Below are 16,068 nucleotides of genomic sequence, written 5' to 3' on the forward strand. Positions count from 1 at the left end.
AGACTTTCCGTATTTTTTTCGGAAAGTTTTTTTATTTCTTTTAAGGTGTTGCCTGCAATATTGAAGATGATACACTAGCATATTTCGCTAAATCTTTATTCAAAATAGTCGTCATCTCCATTTGATGCTCATTTGCTTTTTGTGTAGTCCACTTCTCTTCACTAGATGTCGTCATGGCTTGCATGATCGTTAACTTTAGACTCTGTTTGATTAGATTTGGATAAGAGTCAATTTTACTGAATGGCGATAAATTCGAGAATTTCGAGTTTCCGGAAATGGTAATTAAAGCGAGATTACCGAATCCGTGCAAATCGTGATTTTTCCACACTGCACCATCAATCGGGTGTTGAGGATAGAAATGTTCAATCGAGTTTCTGAACTGGAACTGCCATTCATCATTTAATGGAAATACGAGTTGCCCATTCTTATATGAGTAGCCGTCACGGAAAATTAAATAGTCTAGATAAGAAAATACGATTCGTTCTATTTCAAACCCTGATTTCGTTTCATAATTAGATTCGCCGACTTTCTCACAACAGTACTGTTCGAGTAGATTAATGAGATCTGTTGATTCATCATCTAGTAATTCAGAAAGGACTAACGATATCCAGTGCATCGTTTTCGGAGAAGTGTAGGTGATACGCAAACACGATTGAAGCGTTCTTAATTTTTGATTCTGCTTTTCACGTTTCAGTGTTCCGACATACGCTGGTTTATCACTTTTTCTTTTTGTATCCCGGTACTTTTCTAAACGTTGCAAAGACCACTTGCCTGTTTCTCTATAATCTTTGGCAAATTCACGTTTTACAATGTATTTGTCATACAAGACACGACATTTCAACAAAGTGAACAAAAAGTGCTTGGCATTGTCAGGACTTGTCCAAGACCATTCTAAAGTTTGGAGAAAGTGTTTGTCGTCCAGACTAGCGCTTGAGTGAGAATCTTTTAAGACAGCATTCACCTGTAGTAAGAAATTAGGAAAAGAGATTGTTGATTCGAACCGTTCATTTTCGTCTTCAAGTTCTTTGCTCTTCGTGTCCGGTGTTTTGCTGCTATCTAGAATAGCAAGTAACGATTTTTTAGATTGTGAGGTACTCTTTTCATTATCGATTTGATCAACGATTGTATCAAAACTCTCAATTTTAGATTGAAGACTACTCCAATTATGGGTGAAGAGGATCCTTCTGTGATTTGGATTAAAATTCATTTGTACGTAAGAATTCATATTTGAACACTTGTCCCAAATCATTGCCCCAACGTATTTATCTTGATCGGTTTTAAGCACTTCGAGTAACTTTGCTTTTGCGATTTCGTGAAGTTCTAATTGCTCACCACGCGTATTCATAATCTCGAAGTAATGATTTAAATCAATATTTTTTGGAACTTGGACTCGAATCAAAAAGACGGATTCTAGTTTTTTAGCAAATTTTTCTTTATTGATTGGATTCGTTTCGAAGTAATTTTGAATGATATGATAACCATTTAAAATTTCAGCGGAAGCTAGTTCTTCTGGTAATGTGTAAGCTTTATCATCACTAAGATAAGCAAGTGTACGATTTGATGTATTACGCGCTTCGAAGCGAAGGGCGTCTTTTGAAAAAGAAAACTTCAGATAGCGTTCGAGTAAATACAAAGTCGTTAAACGTTGTTGACCGTCAATGACTTCATAGACGTTATTGTCGGTCTGATTGACGATTAGGTTTCCGAGGAAATATGTCTGGTCATCATTATCAAAAATTGCACTATCAATATCCTCAATCAACTGGAGGATTTGAAGTTCGTTCCAAGCATAATTACGCTGATAAATCGGAACTGAATAATTAGTATTTGCGAATACATTTGCTACTGGTATGACTTTTAGATTATCGGTCATATTAGCACCATCCATTCAAGTGAGAGAGTCTGTCATGCACTGCTTGATATTTCTTTTTGTTGTTTGAATCAACGACTGGTTGCTCTAGTACATATAAATCTAATTCTGTCGGTGTATTCATTTCACTGATAATCGTAAAAATATCGAGTCCATTGTTGAGACGATCATGCTTACCTGTTGCGTATTTATTAGTCGTTTCCTGATAGACAGCATTCATGACTAATCGGAGAGAGTAACTCCAAGTATAAAAGTAATCGAGTACCGATTTATTCAAGCTTTCAATCCCAAAACGATCAGCAAAAAATAGCAATGAGCATTCAAACAATTGCATGATGTAAGTATCACCGGTTCCTTTACGTGGTATTTGATTTTTGTGTTCTGTATAGGACTGTTTAATGAGCTTCTGGATTTGTTCTAGTAGCTGTCCATAATGAAGGATGTAGTCAAAAAAACGCTTTCCGGCAACTAACGGTTGTGTCAGTTGGAACTGATTCAAAGAATTCGAAGCGAGCAGTTCATGATGACCATTTTTATTAAATTGTTCTATGAACAAATTACTAGCTTTATGGTATAACGCATAATTGTAGACATGTGTGACGTCGATTCCCTTGAAAGCGTCAATTTTACTCGTGGAATAACCAAGACCATGTTTTCCTTTATACCATTGAGTTAACGGATATAAGTAGTTTTTAAATAGGTTACTTAAATCCTCTTGATTGACAGCTTCCCAACGACTAATGACATTCACCTTTTGTGACTCATCTTCGGCTGTCATTTCACGAAGATGATAAGATTTGAGGAGATCATGAGGGGCTAACGCTTTTCCTCGTGAATTTTGAGAATCAAAAAATTGAAAAGCTTCTTGTTCCTTATCTGTGACGATTTGAACGGTTGTGCAATTTTCTAAAAGATAATTTTTAAAGCGAGTTTGTTCATCAGGGTTCAACTCATTCGTTTTTCTAGAGAGAATGCTGTGATTCGTCAGTATTGCATTTGTAGATAGCTCAGAATACTCTTCTTGCAATAATGATTGATCTGTATCACCTAGACAATAAAGTAATATCGAAAGGGTAGTGAGTCGTTGTTGACCGTCAACGATATTGTATGTATTGCTTTGATCTTTTTGAAGAATGACAGACCCCAGACGATATTCATCTAAATCATTCTGAAATGCTTCATAAGTATCGATGAACAAAAGATTCGTTGAGCGTGCACTCCATTTATAAGGTCGTTGATACGAAGGAATACGGAGAGGAATATTGAACAAATCACGTAATGGAAGTATTTCTAGCTCGTTTGTTAGTAAGGCCATTAAGAGTCTCCTTTATTTTTTTCTTTTTAATTATACCTATTTTTTACATATATACCTCTTTTTTATTATTTTATGTAATATAAAGATGAAATATCAAAAAGTGAAGCGAAAATGATTTGAGGAGTGTACAGTATGAAAGCTAAACTTTATCTAATGGAAGGGCTCCCGGGCTCAGGTAAAACAACAACAGCTGAAGCATTAACTCGTCTATTGCAAAAGGAACAAATCAATACACGCCTTCATATCGAAGGTGATCTCAACCATCCTGCGGATTATGAGAGTGTCGCTTACTTAAAGATGGATGAATGGACGGATTTTCAAAGCAAGTATGCTTCACTCGATGTCTTACGATTTGCTGAGGTGTTCAATGACTACGTGCTAATATCGTATCGTCAGTGGCAGTCAAAACAGGATGTTCCTGAAGCAGTACTTGCGTTTCTGCAAGCAAGAGATATCTATGAACTACCATTTGAGTTATATCAGTCAATGATCTTTAAAAAGTGGGAAGCGTTCGTCGCTCAAGCGTTAACGACGGATACAACATATGTTTTTGAGTGCTGTTTCTTGCAAAATCCGTTGACGATGGGGCTCATCAAATACGATCTACCGGAAGCGACGTTGCGAGCGTATATTGAACGCATAGCAACGATCATTACGCCGCTACAACCAGTTCTCGTTTATGTTGATCAACCGAATGTAGAACGAAGCTTTCTTAAAGCACTAAACGATCGTCCGACAGAATGGGCGGATGGATTCGTAGCTTATTACACCGAGCAAGCATATGGTGTAGATCGCTCTTTATCAGGAGTAGATGGGGCGATTGCGATTTTACAGGCGCGAAAAGCATTAGAGCATCAGTTGTTAGAAATACTTCCGTTCAGAGTAGAAGTATTCGGAAATGAAGATTTTTCAGTAGAGACAAGACAAGTCTGGTTAAAGCAGTTGATTCAGTCAACTGTGCGTTCAACTTCTTTAAGCGAGAGCTAACTAAAAGGCGATTCCAAGTCACGGAATCGCCTTTTAGTAAATATAAAATGTGAGGTTACACCGCTACTTCACTCTCTACATGATTGACCTGCCACTGGACACCAAACGTATCTTCGACGATTCCGTATGCTTCACTCCAGAATGTCTTTTGGATCGGCATGATGACGTTACCGTCTTTTGCGAGTTGATCAAATGTCTTCTGTAACACATCCACGTCAGATAAGTGGAGCGCCAAGGTAACATTCTGACCGATCGTGACCGGATCATGTGGCATTGCGTCTGAGAACATTAAGCGGGTACCATGAACGATCAGTTCAGCATGTAGAACAAGCGACTGCATCTCTTCTGGGTAGGGCTGACCGTCAGGACCGGGACCTGGTCCGAACTCCATGATGTCCGGTAGTTCTTGACCGAAAACGTGTGCATAGAACGTGATTGCCTCGCGCGTGTTGCCGTTGAAGATGAGATACGGATTAATTGGCATGGGAAAGCTCCTCTCTTTAAAAGGCGAAGTATGTTTCTTTAAGTATACCAAACATTTGTTCGTATTAAAAGAAAAAACGAGTTCTTTTTGTATTGAATCCAGTATAAATGATAACGTTTTCATTTTATCAAATTTTTCATTAAAAAATAGGTTGCAACTTCCAGAGAGACTTCGTATACTAAATTTATCGAAAGCGCTTTCGGTGAAATGGAGTGAGTAGCATGGGAACTATTTATGATTTAGCGAAGATGACCGGTTTTTCGATTACAACGGTCTCAAAAGCCTTAAATAATTATTCGGATGTCAGCGAAAAGACGAAAGCAAAAATCGTCCAAGCAGCAGCCGAGATGGGATACTTACCGAACGCGCACGCCCAGTCGCTCTCGACGAAACGTTCGTGGACGATCGGTGTCATGTTCTCGGAAGCACATGGCGTCGGAATGATGCATCCGTTCTTCAACGCGATCATTGAGAGTTTCCGAAAAGCAACAGAACAACAAGGGTATGACCTCATCTTCGCATCGCGGAACTTACGCAATCGCGATATGAGTTACCTCGAGCATTTTCGACACCGGGCAGTCGACGGCATCGTCGTCATCTGTTCCGATCAGATGGACCAGCACGTCCAGGAGTTGATTCAAAGTACGATTCCAATCGTCGTCGTCGACATGGACAGTGCCGATTGTAGTGTCGTCTATTCGGATAACATCACCGGTGGCACACTCGCCATCAATCATCTGCACGAACTCGGTCATCGGTTGATTGCCCACATTGCGGGGGATACGTCGACAGATGCCGGAAGAGCGCGGATTGAAGGCTATCAGCAAGCGATGGAACGACTCGCTTTACCGATTCCGGGCGGTTATCTCGTCAACGGCGGATTCTTTTCCGGGGAAGAAGGAAAACGGGCAATGAACGAATTGCTGGCACTACCTGAACGACCGACAGCAGTCTTCGTTGCCGGGGATGAAATGGCAATCGGTGCGATTGAGGCGATTCATGAAGCCGGTTTACGGATTCCGGAAGACATCTCAGTCGTTGGGTACGATGATATCTACATGTCGCAGTACATCACACCGAAACTGACGACAGTCCGGCAAGATACGGAAACGATCGGTCAGCAAGCAGCATCAGTCTTGATTGAACAAATTGTCAATAAAAAACGGGTCACGACACGCGATGTCATCCCGGTCAATTTAATGGTTCGTCAATCGACAGGTCCAGTACCTGAATAACACAATGGTTGTTTCGGAATCGCTCTCGCTCGTTGTCAGTGAGGAAAAGCGAGAGCGATTTCGAAATCATTTTTTATCACTTTTTCCGAAAGGGCTTTCGGGAATTTTCTTTAAAGCCTTTTCGAAAGCGCTTTCGATATTTTTGGATAACAAATTGAAACCGCTTACCTATAAGCGGAATACTTAACAAAAGGATGAGATGAGATGAAGAAGCAATTAGTTAGCGTGTTAACAGTCGGTGCGTTAACAGCAGGTGTCCTTGCTGGATGTTCAGGTAGCAGCGAAGAAAAGACGAGCGGCGGGAAAGACGTCTTAAAAATCTGGTCGTTCACGGATGAGTTAAAAGAGCCTATCAAAAAGTTCGAAGAGAAAAACGGAGTCAAAGTCGAATTGACGATCGTGCCGATCGCCGATTACCCGACGAAATTAAAACCAGCTCTTGAAAGTGGCGTCGGAGCACCGGATATCTTCACAGGGGAGATCGCGTTCCTCAAACAATGGGTTGATGCCGGATACTGGGCGAACCTCTCTGAAAAACCGTTTAACGCAGACGAAGTCAAAGATGACTATATCCCGTACGTCTATGACATGGGGAAAGATAAGGACGGCAACGTGCGTGCGCTGTCATGGCAAACGACACCAGGTGGCGTCTACTACAAACGTAGCATTGCGAAAAAAGTCCTCGGCACAGATGATCCAAAAGAAATCGGCGGCATGATGGACTCGATGGACGGCGTCTTCGAAGTCGCTGAAAAAATGAAGAGCAAAGGCTACAAGATGTTCCCGGATGAAGGATCGATCCGTTGGTTCGCACAAGGGAATGATCCACAGCCTTGGGTCAACGATAAGCAAGAGCTCGTCTTGACGCAAGACAAGAAGGATTATATGGATTACGCAAAAGAGCTTCGGACGAAACAATACACAGCACTTGCACCAGAATGGTCACCATCATGGTTCGCAGGCATGGATAAGCCGGTCAAAGTCAAAGAAAACGGTAAAGAGACGGAAACAGAAGTCTTTTCTTACGTTCTCCCGACATGGGGTCTTCACAGTGTCCTCAAAGAAAACGCGAAAAAATCAGCGGGTGACTGGGCGGTCACAAGCGGACCGAGCCCATACTTCTGGGGCGGTACATGGTTAGGTGTCTACAAAGATTCGAAGAAACAAAAGCTTGCCTATGATTTCGTCAAGATGATGACGCAAGACGAAGCGTTCTTAACAGATTGGGCAAAAGAAACAGGTGACGTGTTAGCGTACAAACCAGTTACTGAAAAAATCAAGACCGACTTCAAAGATGAGTTCCTCGGCGGACAGAACAACTATGAGTTCTTCCTTGATCAAGCAGACAAGATCACACCAGGGATCGTCACGAAGTATGACCAACAGCTCGATACATTGTATGGTGCATCGGTCATGGAATACGTCCAAGGTAAAAAATCAAAAGACGAAGCACTTGCTGAGTTCTACAAAAAAGTCAAAAACGCGTATCCGGACGTCAAAGTACCGGAATAAGGAGAGTAGGTGGGGCGATCCTCGCCTCACCTCTTCTTGTTTAAGAAAGGGGTTTGACCTGTGAAAAAACTCGATCGCCATGGGTATCTGTTCATCGCACCGTTTTGGATCGTCTTCTTGATCTTCAGCATCTATCCGGTTGCCTTGACTTTCTATTACAGCTTCACGAACTACACGGGCGCTGAAGGCGAACAACTCGTCGGACTCGCGAACTATACGCGGTTACTCGGGGATACGTACTTCATCGAAGCGTTCTTTAACACTCTGAAGATTTGGGGTCTTAACTTCATCCTTCAGATTGGCGGCGCGTTATTACTCGCCTTATTGTTCTCGGATCTCCAATTGAAATTAAAAGGGCTTGCCTTCTTCCGGGCGACGTTCTACTTACCGAACTTGATCACGATCAGCTCGGTCGCCTTATTGTTCGGTATCTTGCTCGACTGGCAGCATGGTTCACTGAACATGATGTTGATGAAAATCGGAATCATCTCGGAGCCGATCAACTGGTTGACGCAACCGGTGACGGCACAAATTTCCGTCTCGCTCATCCTGACATGGATGTGGCTCGGTCACTCGTTCATCGTTGTCATGGCGGGCGTATCTGGGATCTCGAAGGACTACTTCGAAGCAGCCTTGATTGATGGGGCGACCCGTTGGCAAATCTTCTCACGCATCACGTTGCCACTCTTAAAACCGATTTTGCTCTACATCATGATCACGTCCTTGATCGGTGGTCTGCAATTGTTCGACCTGCCGATGTTGATCACGGATGGTGTCGGTGCGCCAGATGGTGCCTTGAACACGATGGTGCTCTATCTCTATAACCAAGCTTTCAAATACAACAACTATGGCTACGCCGCTGCTGTCGCATACGGACTGTTTGCCATCACGCTCGTCTTTTCAATCATCGTCTTCAAAGGGATGTTCCGAAAAGAACGTTCACCGAAAGGAGCCTGACCGATGGAACGAAATGCAGAAGCACGTCGGATCGTGCCACAAACGGAGGAACAACCGGAGCGTTCCGAACGCCCGCTTAAGTTGACGCCACCGCCGAAACAAAAGAAAGCCTGGTTCGGCAAAAGTGTCATCTATATTGGTCTCGTCGTCTTGACGATCGCCTGTATCATCCCGTTTTTGATGATGATCATCAACGCGACGCGCTCGAACGAAGAAGTCTTGTCCGGATTCTCGTTGATTCCGGGGAACTCGCTTGCTGAGAACTACGCCGCCCTCAGTTCGTACGTCAACATCTGGTCCGGTTTCAAGAACAGTTTGATCATCGCTGTTCTCGTCACCGTCTTATCGGGGTATTTCTCGGCGTTGACAGCATTCGGATTCGCTTTTTATCAGTTCAAAGGGAAGAACGCGATGTTCGTCTTCATGCTCGTCATGATGATGGTTCCGGGCCAACTCGGTTTGATCGGGTTCTACGAACTGAGTAAGAACCTTAATTTACTTGATAGCTACATCCCATTGATTGTTCCGGCGATTGCGAGTCCGTTCACGGTCTTCTTTGTCCGACAATATGTCCAGACCGTCCTGCATCCGAGTTTGATCGAGGCAGCACGGATGGACGGGGCGAGTGAGTTCCGGATCTTCCATACGATCGCTTTGCCGATGATGATGCCGGCGATCGCGACGATGTCGATCTTTACGTTCATCGGTTCATGGAACAACTACATCATGCCGCTCGTCTTACTCTTCTCTCCAGAGAAGTATACGTTACCGGTCTTGATGGGCTTCTTGAAAGGGTCACAAGTCGCAGAGAACTTAGGCTCGCTCTATCTCGGGATCGCGATTTCTGTCGTACCGATCATGATCGCCTTCTTGTTCCTCTCGAAATATATCGTCAGCAGTATCTCGGCAGGTGCCGTTAAAGAATAAGTAGCTTAAAGGAGATTACACATATGAAATTTGCACCGAACTTCGTATTCGGAACGGCGACGTCGTCGTATCAGATCGAAGGCGCCCACAACGAAGGCGGACGTACGCCTTCGATCTGGGATGCCTTCTGTGATGAGGATGGAAAAGTCTTCGAAAAACATAACGGTGATATCGCTTGTGACCATTACCACCGTTATGAAGAGGATATCCAGCACATCAAACGTCTCGGCGTCGACACGTACCGCTTCTCGATTGCTTGGCCACGGATCTTCCCACAAAAAGGGGTCTACAATCCGGAAGGCATGGCGTTCTATAAGAAACTCGCGACACGTCTGCGGGCAGAAGGCATCAAGCCAGCCGTGACGCTGTACCACTGGGACTTACCACTTTGGGCACATGAAGAAGGCGGCTGGGTCAACCGAGCATCGGTCGACTGGTTCCTCGACTTCGCCCGTGCTTGTTTCACGGAACTCGACGGGATCGTCGACTCGTGGATCACACACAATGAACCATGGTGTGCCGGGTTCCTCAGCTACCATCTCGGACAGCATGCACCAGGTCATACGGACATGAACGAAGCCGTTCGTGCCGTGCACCACTTGTTGTTATCGCACGGAAAAGCAGTCGAACTGTTGAAGGGTGAATTCAAATCGGTCACACCGATTGGTATCACGTTGAACTTGGCACCGAAGTATGCGAAGACGGATTCCGTCAACGATCAGTTGGCCATGAACAATGCAGACGGATATGCGAATCGGTGGTTCCTCGATCCAGTCTTCAAAGGTCATTATCCAGTCGACATGATGAACCTGTTCTCGAAATACGTCCATTCGTACGCGTTCATCGAGGAAGGCGACATGGAGACGATCTCTGTCCCGTGTGACTTCTTTGGGATTAACTTCTACAGCCGCAACCTCGTCGAGTTCAGTGCTGCGAACGATTTCCTGCAGAAGGATGCGTACTCGGATTATGACAAAACAGGCATGGGCTGGGATATCGCACCGAGCGAATTCAAGGACTTGATTCGTCGTTTGCGTGCCGAGTATACGGACTTACCAATCTACATCACGGAAAACGGTGCGGCATTCGACGATGAATTAGTCGATGGTCGCGTCGCTGACCAGAACCGGATTGATTACGTCGCACAGCATCTTCAAGCTGTGTCTGACTTAAACGAAGAAGGGATGAATATCCAAGGCTATTATCTTTGGTCACTGCTCGACAACTTCGAGTGGAGCTTCGGCTATGATAAGCGTTTCGGGATTCTCTACGTCGATTTCGAGACACAGGAACGGATTTGGAAAGACAGCGCCCACTGGTATGCGGGCGTCATCGAGCAACATAAGGCAACGATTCCGCAAGAAGCGTGACAAAGGAGGCAAGGTCGAACATTCGTCCTTGCCTCTTTTTGACTAAGAGGAGGAAACAGACATGAAGACATGGGTAGCACTGGCGGTCGGGACCGGTTTATTGCTGAGCGGTCAAGCGGTCGACGCAAAGGCAGACAAAAAAGAGACGAAGTGGAAGCTTGTCTGGTCGGATGAGTTTCAGGCGAAACAACTCGACCGGACGAAATGGACCTATGATACGGGGAACTGGATCAAGGATGCGAACGGACAACCGGTCTCACCCGGTTGGGGCAACAATGAAAAACAATACTATACGACGAAGCAAGATAACTCGTTTATTCGCAACGGGAAACTCGTCATCAAGGCGAAACAGGAAAAGACGACGGATGATCTCGGTACATACGATTACACGTCGGCGAAGCTGAAGACGAAAGGGTTGTTTAGTAAGACGTACGGTCGTTATGAGATCAAAGCGAAGCTGCCGACTGGAAAAGGGCTTTGGCCTGCGTTCTGGATGTTACCGGAGCAAGATAAATACGGGGCCTGGGCAGCGTCCGGTGAGATTGACGTCATGGAAGCTTGGGGCAGTCAGCCGGACAAGGTCGCCGGAACGATTCACTACGGAGAAAACTGGCCAAACAATAAATATACGGGGAAAGACTATCACTTCCCAGACGGACAACGCATCGACCAATGGCATACGTACGCGGTCGAGTGGGAGCCGGGCGAACTCCGTTGGTATGTTGACGGCAACCTCTATCAAACACAAAACGATTGGTACAGTAAAGGCTTGAACGCGGCAACGAACTATAGTTATCCGGCACCGTTCGACCAAAACTTCTATCTCGTCATGAACCTCGCGGTCGGCGGTTGGTTCGATGGTGAAGTCGATGCGACAACGAAGTTCCCAGCCGAGATGGAAGTTGATTATGTTCGCGTCTATGATTTGAAAAATCGATCGTACCGCGAACCGGTCGAACCGACCTACGAAAACGTGACATTACCGGATGGAGCCAAGCAACCGATCGACGGCAATCTCGTCTACGACACGGCATTTGAACAACCGGTCACGATGATCACTGGTAATCAGTCGTTTGATCCGCTGTACTGGAACTACGTCACGCTCCCAGACTTCGGTGGCAAAGGAAGCCTTGCGATCATTGAAAAAGAAGGGCAACGGATGGCAGACGTCACGATTGATCAGCCTGGTTCACAAACGTATTCTCATCAACTGATTCAAAACGTATCCCTTGCGCAAGGTGGACGTTACCAAGTCAGCTTTGACGCGAGCAGCACAGCAGACCGGAAGATGATGGTCAAAGTCGGCGGTGGAGCAGAGCGTGGCTATACGAAATATTCAAATGAACAGTCGATTGCTCTGACACCAAGCGTCAAACGGCATACGTTCACATTTGATATGGCGGCAGAGACGGATCTCGCGGCGCGTCTTGAGTTCAACCTCGGACTCGAAAAAGCGGGTGTCCAGATTGGGAACGTCCGTGTCGAACAGATTCCACGCGGTGTCATCGATGAAGATGCAACAAAACCGGCACTCGCGGACGGGAACCTCGTCTATAACGGGACGTTCGATCAAGGGGCGATGGATCGTTTGACGTATTGGCACTTCGACGGTAGCAAACGGACGACAGGGTCTGTTGATCCCGAGTCACGTGATTTCCGTTATGAAGGACATGGACAAAAAACGACGGCTCGCTTAACGCAAAAGGGACTTCAACTAGAAGCCGGGCATGCGTACCAGCTTCGATTCACAGCAGGTGCGAAAAAAGCGAAATCACTTCAGGTGAAAATCACTGGAGCACAAGAGCAATTGAAACAGACGACTGTACCGTTGACGAAACAAGCAACGACTGTCGACATTCCGTTTACGGCTACACAAACGACAGACGACAATCAGCTTGTGTTTGACTTCAGTGGACAAGCCGGGAAAATCTCGCTCGATGATGTGGAATTGATCGATGTGACACCAGTGCCGGTCGATCCGTCACCACTGAAGAACGGTTCGTTCGCAAACGGATTGACGTCGTGGTCGTCATACGTCCACTATGATGCGCAAGCCGCTATCGAAGCTGTCAATGAAGCAGCACGCATCCAAATCGGAGCGGAAGGACAAGAACCATGGAGTGTCTTGCTCGAGCAAGGAAACTTGTCACTCGCGAAAGGCAAAACATATGAATTGAGCTTTACGGCATCGTCGACTGTACCGCGTCCGATCGAAGTAACAGTCGAAAATGCTTCGTACACGCGTTACTTCAGTCAAGTCGAGCCAATCACGGCAACACCGAAAACGTATAGCTATACCTTCACGATGGGACAAGCCGATACAGGTGCGTTGAAGTTCTTGATGGGACGCGCGGAAGGTTCGCCGTTCGCCGCCCATGATGTGACGATTGATGATGTGAATCTTAAAGTGAAGGAATGACCGTGTATTGACTCAAAAAAGAATGATTCATCTTTGCACGCTCTTTCCTCAGGCGAGAAACAAGCCAGTTTTCCTGCTTCATCCAAGCAGGAAAGCGGGTCTTGTTTGTCTCTGACAGAGCAAAAATGCGCTTCTTCCTGTAGGAGTGGCGTGTAAAGCGTCATTCTTTTTTACGAGATAAGGGTGGCAGATCATCATTCTGCCACCCTTATCTTTGTATAGACTGATTGATGAGTCAGTCCCTTGTTATTGTGTCATCAGCTTAAACAAAAAAGCCGAACTATTTTTCATGAGGGAAAAGGAATAAAACCCATCATATGGAATATACAACATAGAAGTGACATCTATTCGTTTTCAGGGGAGGAAACGTCATGCGTCAGAGGTACATACCGTATCGGCTTATCTTCATCGTAGGCTTACTTGGCATGATCGGCATCAACGGATGGTCCGCCATGCTCCATCCGGACGGCGCGATTAACGGATGGCAAAGCATCGCTTCCGTCGTCTGGTTTGTTGCTCTAGTCGGGTCGCTATTCTATATCAAGGAAGATAAAGCGCTTCGACTTATAGTCTGGTATATCCGGATTGGCCTCGTTGCGGCGTTATTCATTTACGGCGTTTCGTTACTTGAAGGCGCGTTTTCTGAGACGATTTGGTTTGATGGACTGGCAAGTGTTCAGTTCGTGTTCTATTTCGTCTTTGTCATCCCATTGTTTGGACTAAATGCCTGGACGGATGTCCTGTTTGGTGAGTTTTCGTTATACATGAGTGTCCTGTACGGTATTGCCTTGATCACGCTCCACGTAAAGGTCTGGAATGATACATCCCGGCATTTGCATTATTAAGTAGAAAAGGTGAGTTGTATGTTGAGTCCCGTGAATGAGCGTGAAGAACGGACGGGGAAACGTGAACGCCGAAAACAACGAAAAATCGATGTGGGATGCGTCACGATCGTCGTCATCCCATTGCTGTTCATCGTTCCGTTTCTATTGATCATCCTTATCTTAATGAAGTCTGCTCCATGAAAAGGTGACCTTGCGTCACCTTTTTTTGTTGTGTCGTCAACTTTTTTCTCGACTCGCCCGTCTTAATGATGTATACACAGAACGATATCGAAAAAAGGAGCCGCGGCCTATGACCTCTCGCCAAATGAGAAAACGGGAAAAAGCATTCGTCCGTTTTTTAAAGCAATACAAACCGAATCTCTACTGGTTAGCCTACAGTTATATGAAAAATGAACAGGATAGTCTGGATGTCATTCAGGACAGCATCCAAAAAGCGTTACAGTCGCTTGATCGACTCGAGGATGAGGAACGGATGAAAGCCTGGTTCTATCAGATTTTGACACGAACGGCGATTGATGCGATCCGGAAACGACAGCATAGTATCAGTTACGACACGGATCGACTGATCGAACTCGTCGCGACGAAAGAAGATACATACCCGGATTCCGATTTACGACAGGCGCTTGAGGAGCTACCGGTCATGTACCGGGAAGTCGTCATCTTACACTATTTCGAGGACTTGATCTTAAAAGACGTCGCGACGATTTTAGAGCTGAATTTAAGTACGACCAAGTCCCGGCTGTATAAAGGATTGACCTTACTGAAAATGAAATTGAATGGAGATGATTTAGATGTCGAACAAACTTGATGATCTGAAACAGGCATACCAACAACCACCGGTTCCAAAAGAACTCGATGAAATGATTGCCCAAGTCGAGCACCGGACGCGTCCTTCGCGGACGAAGCGATCCGTATTGATTACAGCCGCCGCGATCACGTTATTCGTTGGCGGATTAAATAGTAATGCGTCGTTTGCGGACGCTATGGCGAAGGTGCCGGTCTTCGGTCAACTGACTGAGATCGTGACGATTGACTGGAAAGAGACGAAGACACAGCAGTCGGCTGATATTAAAGCTCCTCAAGTGACGTTACCGGACAAGGCACTCGAGCAACAATTGAACGAAAAGTATATCGCGGAAGGACAAGCGCTCTACGAAAAGTTCAAACAGGAGACGAACGGACAGGAAGGGGCATTTGCCGTCGATAGCCGCTATGACGTCAAGACGGATACGGACGACTTGTTGTCGATCGGGCGGACTGTCACTGAAACACGGGCAAGTGCAGCGGAAAGCGTCCAGTACGATACGATCGATAAGAAGCAACAGCTTGTCCTGACGTTACCATCCTTGTTCAAGGATGACGGATATATCACGACGATCAGTGATTATCTAAAAGAAGAGATGCGTCGTCAAATGAAAGTAGATGAAGGAAAGGTCTACTTTGTCGAAGGAACATCAGATGTGCCACAGGACGAGCAGTTCAAGCACATTTCAGCGAAGCAAAACTTCTACATTACGACAGACCACAAATTAGTCCTGTCGTTTGATGAGTACAGCATCGCTCCAGGATATATGGGCATCGTCGAGTTTAAGATCCCGACATCGATCTTAAAAGATGACCTCGTCAGTTCGACCTATATTCGTTGATCGTCAGATTTTAAAAAACATTGATGTAAAAATGAAAAAAGGAAACAATTTCTAAAAATGACCTCTTATAATCAAAAGACGAAACGTTGTTTTTTGAAAAAAGGAGGAATCCCTATGAAAAAATGGAGTCGGCTCGTACTCGCAGGTGTCGTTAGTCTCGCCTTGATCCATGTTCCAGCAGCCAGTGAAGCGGCAACGAAAGCAAAAGCCTTTAAGAACTGTACGGAAATGCAGAAGACGTACAAAGGCGGCGTCGCGAAAAAAGCGGGTCTAAAGAATCGGACCGGGTATGACAAGAACGGAAAACCGATCTACAAAGCAACAAAGTACAAAGCATACGTGAGCCTGGCGACGTATAACTTAAACACGAAGAGCGACCGGGATAAAGACGGCATCGCGTGTGAACGTTAAATAAGCAAAAGTAGTCTTTCTCGAGCGGGAGAAAGACTACTTTTTTGTAGATGTTGTTTTTTGTAGATGTTGGTTGTTCCTTTCAATTAT

Annotated in this window: 15 protein-coding genes; 12 read left to right on the forward strand and 3 right to left on the reverse strand. The window is 45.3% G+C overall.

Annotated elements, in window-relative coordinates:
- Positions 1-40: 40 nt before the first annotated feature.
- The gene (locus tag KNQ03_RS12270; protein WP_251140306.1) at positions 41-1,888 is read right to left on the reverse strand and encodes a GmrSD restriction endonuclease domain-containing protein; all 1,848 of its coding nucleotides are present in this window, start codon (positions 1,886-1,888) and stop codon (positions 41-43) included.
- Positions 1,875-3,185: a DUF262 domain-containing protein gene (locus KNQ03_RS12275; RefSeq protein ID WP_214724955.1), complete on the reverse strand. Its 1,311-nt coding sequence runs from the start codon at positions 3,183-3,185 to the stop codon at positions 1,875-1,877. Before KNQ03_RS12275 ends, KNQ03_RS12270 begins: the two co-directional genes overlap by 14 nt.
- Positions 3,186-3,317: 132 nt before the next feature.
- Between KNQ03_RS12275 and KNQ03_RS12280 the strand changes: the two genes are divergently transcribed.
- Complete coding sequence (locus tag KNQ03_RS12280) at positions 3,318-4,172, forward strand: P-loop NTPase family protein (protein WP_214724957.1); 855 nt, start codon at positions 3,318-3,320, stop codon at positions 4,170-4,172.
- Between the two features lie 55 nt (positions 4,173-4,227).
- Here KNQ03_RS12280 and KNQ03_RS12285 read toward each other — a convergent pair whose 3' ends face one another.
- The gene (locus KNQ03_RS12285) at positions 4,228-4,656 is read right to left on the reverse strand and encodes a VOC family protein (protein ID WP_214724959.1); all 429 of its coding nucleotides are present in this window, start codon (positions 4,654-4,656) and stop codon (positions 4,228-4,230) included.
- Positions 4,657-4,877: 221 nt separating this feature from the next.
- Here KNQ03_RS12285 and KNQ03_RS12290 point away from each other — a divergent pair, with 221 nt between their 5' ends.
- The 11 genes from KNQ03_RS12290 to KNQ03_RS12340 all read left to right on the forward strand — a co-directional run bounded on the left by KNQ03_RS12290 (position 4,878) and on the right by KNQ03_RS12340 (position 15,978).
- Positions 4,878-5,891 (forward strand): LacI family DNA-binding transcriptional regulator, encoded by a 1,014-nt coding sequence (locus tag KNQ03_RS12290; RefSeq protein ID WP_214724961.1) that lies wholly within the window; start codon positions 4,878-4,880, stop codon positions 5,889-5,891.
- A 204-nt stretch (positions 5,892-6,095) separates the two neighbouring features.
- Positions 6,096-7,403: an ABC transporter substrate-binding protein gene (locus KNQ03_RS12295; protein ID WP_214724964.1), complete on the forward strand. Its 1,308-nt coding sequence runs from the start codon at positions 6,096-6,098 to the stop codon at positions 7,401-7,403.
- Between the two features lie 60 nt (positions 7,404-7,463).
- The gene (locus KNQ03_RS12300) at positions 7,464-8,360 is read left to right on the forward strand and encodes a carbohydrate ABC transporter permease (protein ID WP_023466912.1); all 897 of its coding nucleotides are present in this window, start codon (positions 7,464-7,466) and stop codon (positions 8,358-8,360) included.
- A gap of 3 nt (positions 8,361-8,363) precedes the next feature.
- Positions 8,364-9,287, forward strand: a complete 924-nt coding sequence (locus KNQ03_RS12305) for a carbohydrate ABC transporter permease (protein ID WP_214724966.1) — start codon at positions 8,364-8,366, stop codon at positions 9,285-9,287.
- A 23-nt stretch (positions 9,288-9,310) separates the two neighbouring features.
- Positions 9,311-10,657 (forward strand): GH1 family beta-glucosidase, encoded by a 1,347-nt coding sequence (locus KNQ03_RS12310; RefSeq protein WP_214724968.1) that lies wholly within the window; start codon positions 9,311-9,313, stop codon positions 10,655-10,657.
- A gap of 61 nt (positions 10,658-10,718) precedes the next feature.
- The gene (locus KNQ03_RS12315; RefSeq protein ID WP_214724970.1) at positions 10,719-13,076 is read left to right on the forward strand and encodes a carbohydrate binding domain-containing protein; all 2,358 of its coding nucleotides are present in this window, start codon (positions 10,719-10,721) and stop codon (positions 13,074-13,076) included.
- 371 nt (positions 13,077-13,447) lie between these two features.
- Positions 13,448-13,921: a hypothetical protein gene (locus KNQ03_RS12320; protein WP_214724972.1), complete on the forward strand. Its 474-nt coding sequence runs from the start codon at positions 13,448-13,450 to the stop codon at positions 13,919-13,921.
- Positions 13,922-13,951: 30 nt separating this feature from the next.
- Positions 13,952-14,101: a DUF4519 domain-containing protein gene (locus KNQ03_RS12325; RefSeq protein ID WP_158513330.1), complete on the forward strand. Its 150-nt coding sequence runs from the start codon at positions 13,952-13,954 to the stop codon at positions 14,099-14,101.
- A gap of 109 nt (positions 14,102-14,210) precedes the next feature.
- Positions 14,211-14,729, forward strand: a complete 519-nt coding sequence (locus KNQ03_RS12330; protein WP_050678915.1) for an RNA polymerase sigma factor SigV — start codon at positions 14,211-14,213, stop codon at positions 14,727-14,729.
- Complete coding sequence (gene rsiV / locus KNQ03_RS12335; RefSeq protein WP_214724974.1) at positions 14,713-15,567, forward strand: anti-sigma-V factor RsiV; 855 nt, start codon at positions 14,713-14,715, stop codon at positions 15,565-15,567. The genes KNQ03_RS12330 and rsiV overlap by 17 nt, the downstream gene beginning before the upstream one ends.
- 114 nt (positions 15,568-15,681) lie before the next feature.
- Positions 15,682-15,978: an excalibur calcium-binding domain-containing protein gene (locus KNQ03_RS12340; protein ID WP_029343294.1), complete on the forward strand. Its 297-nt coding sequence runs from the start codon at positions 15,682-15,684 to the stop codon at positions 15,976-15,978.
- Positions 15,979-16,068 lie beyond the last annotated feature (90 nt).

Source organism: Exiguobacterium sp. s143 (assembly GCF_018618895.1).
Taxonomy (GTDB): domain Bacteria; phylum Bacillota; class Bacilli; order Exiguobacteriales; family Exiguobacteriaceae; genus Exiguobacterium_A; species Exiguobacterium_A abrahamii.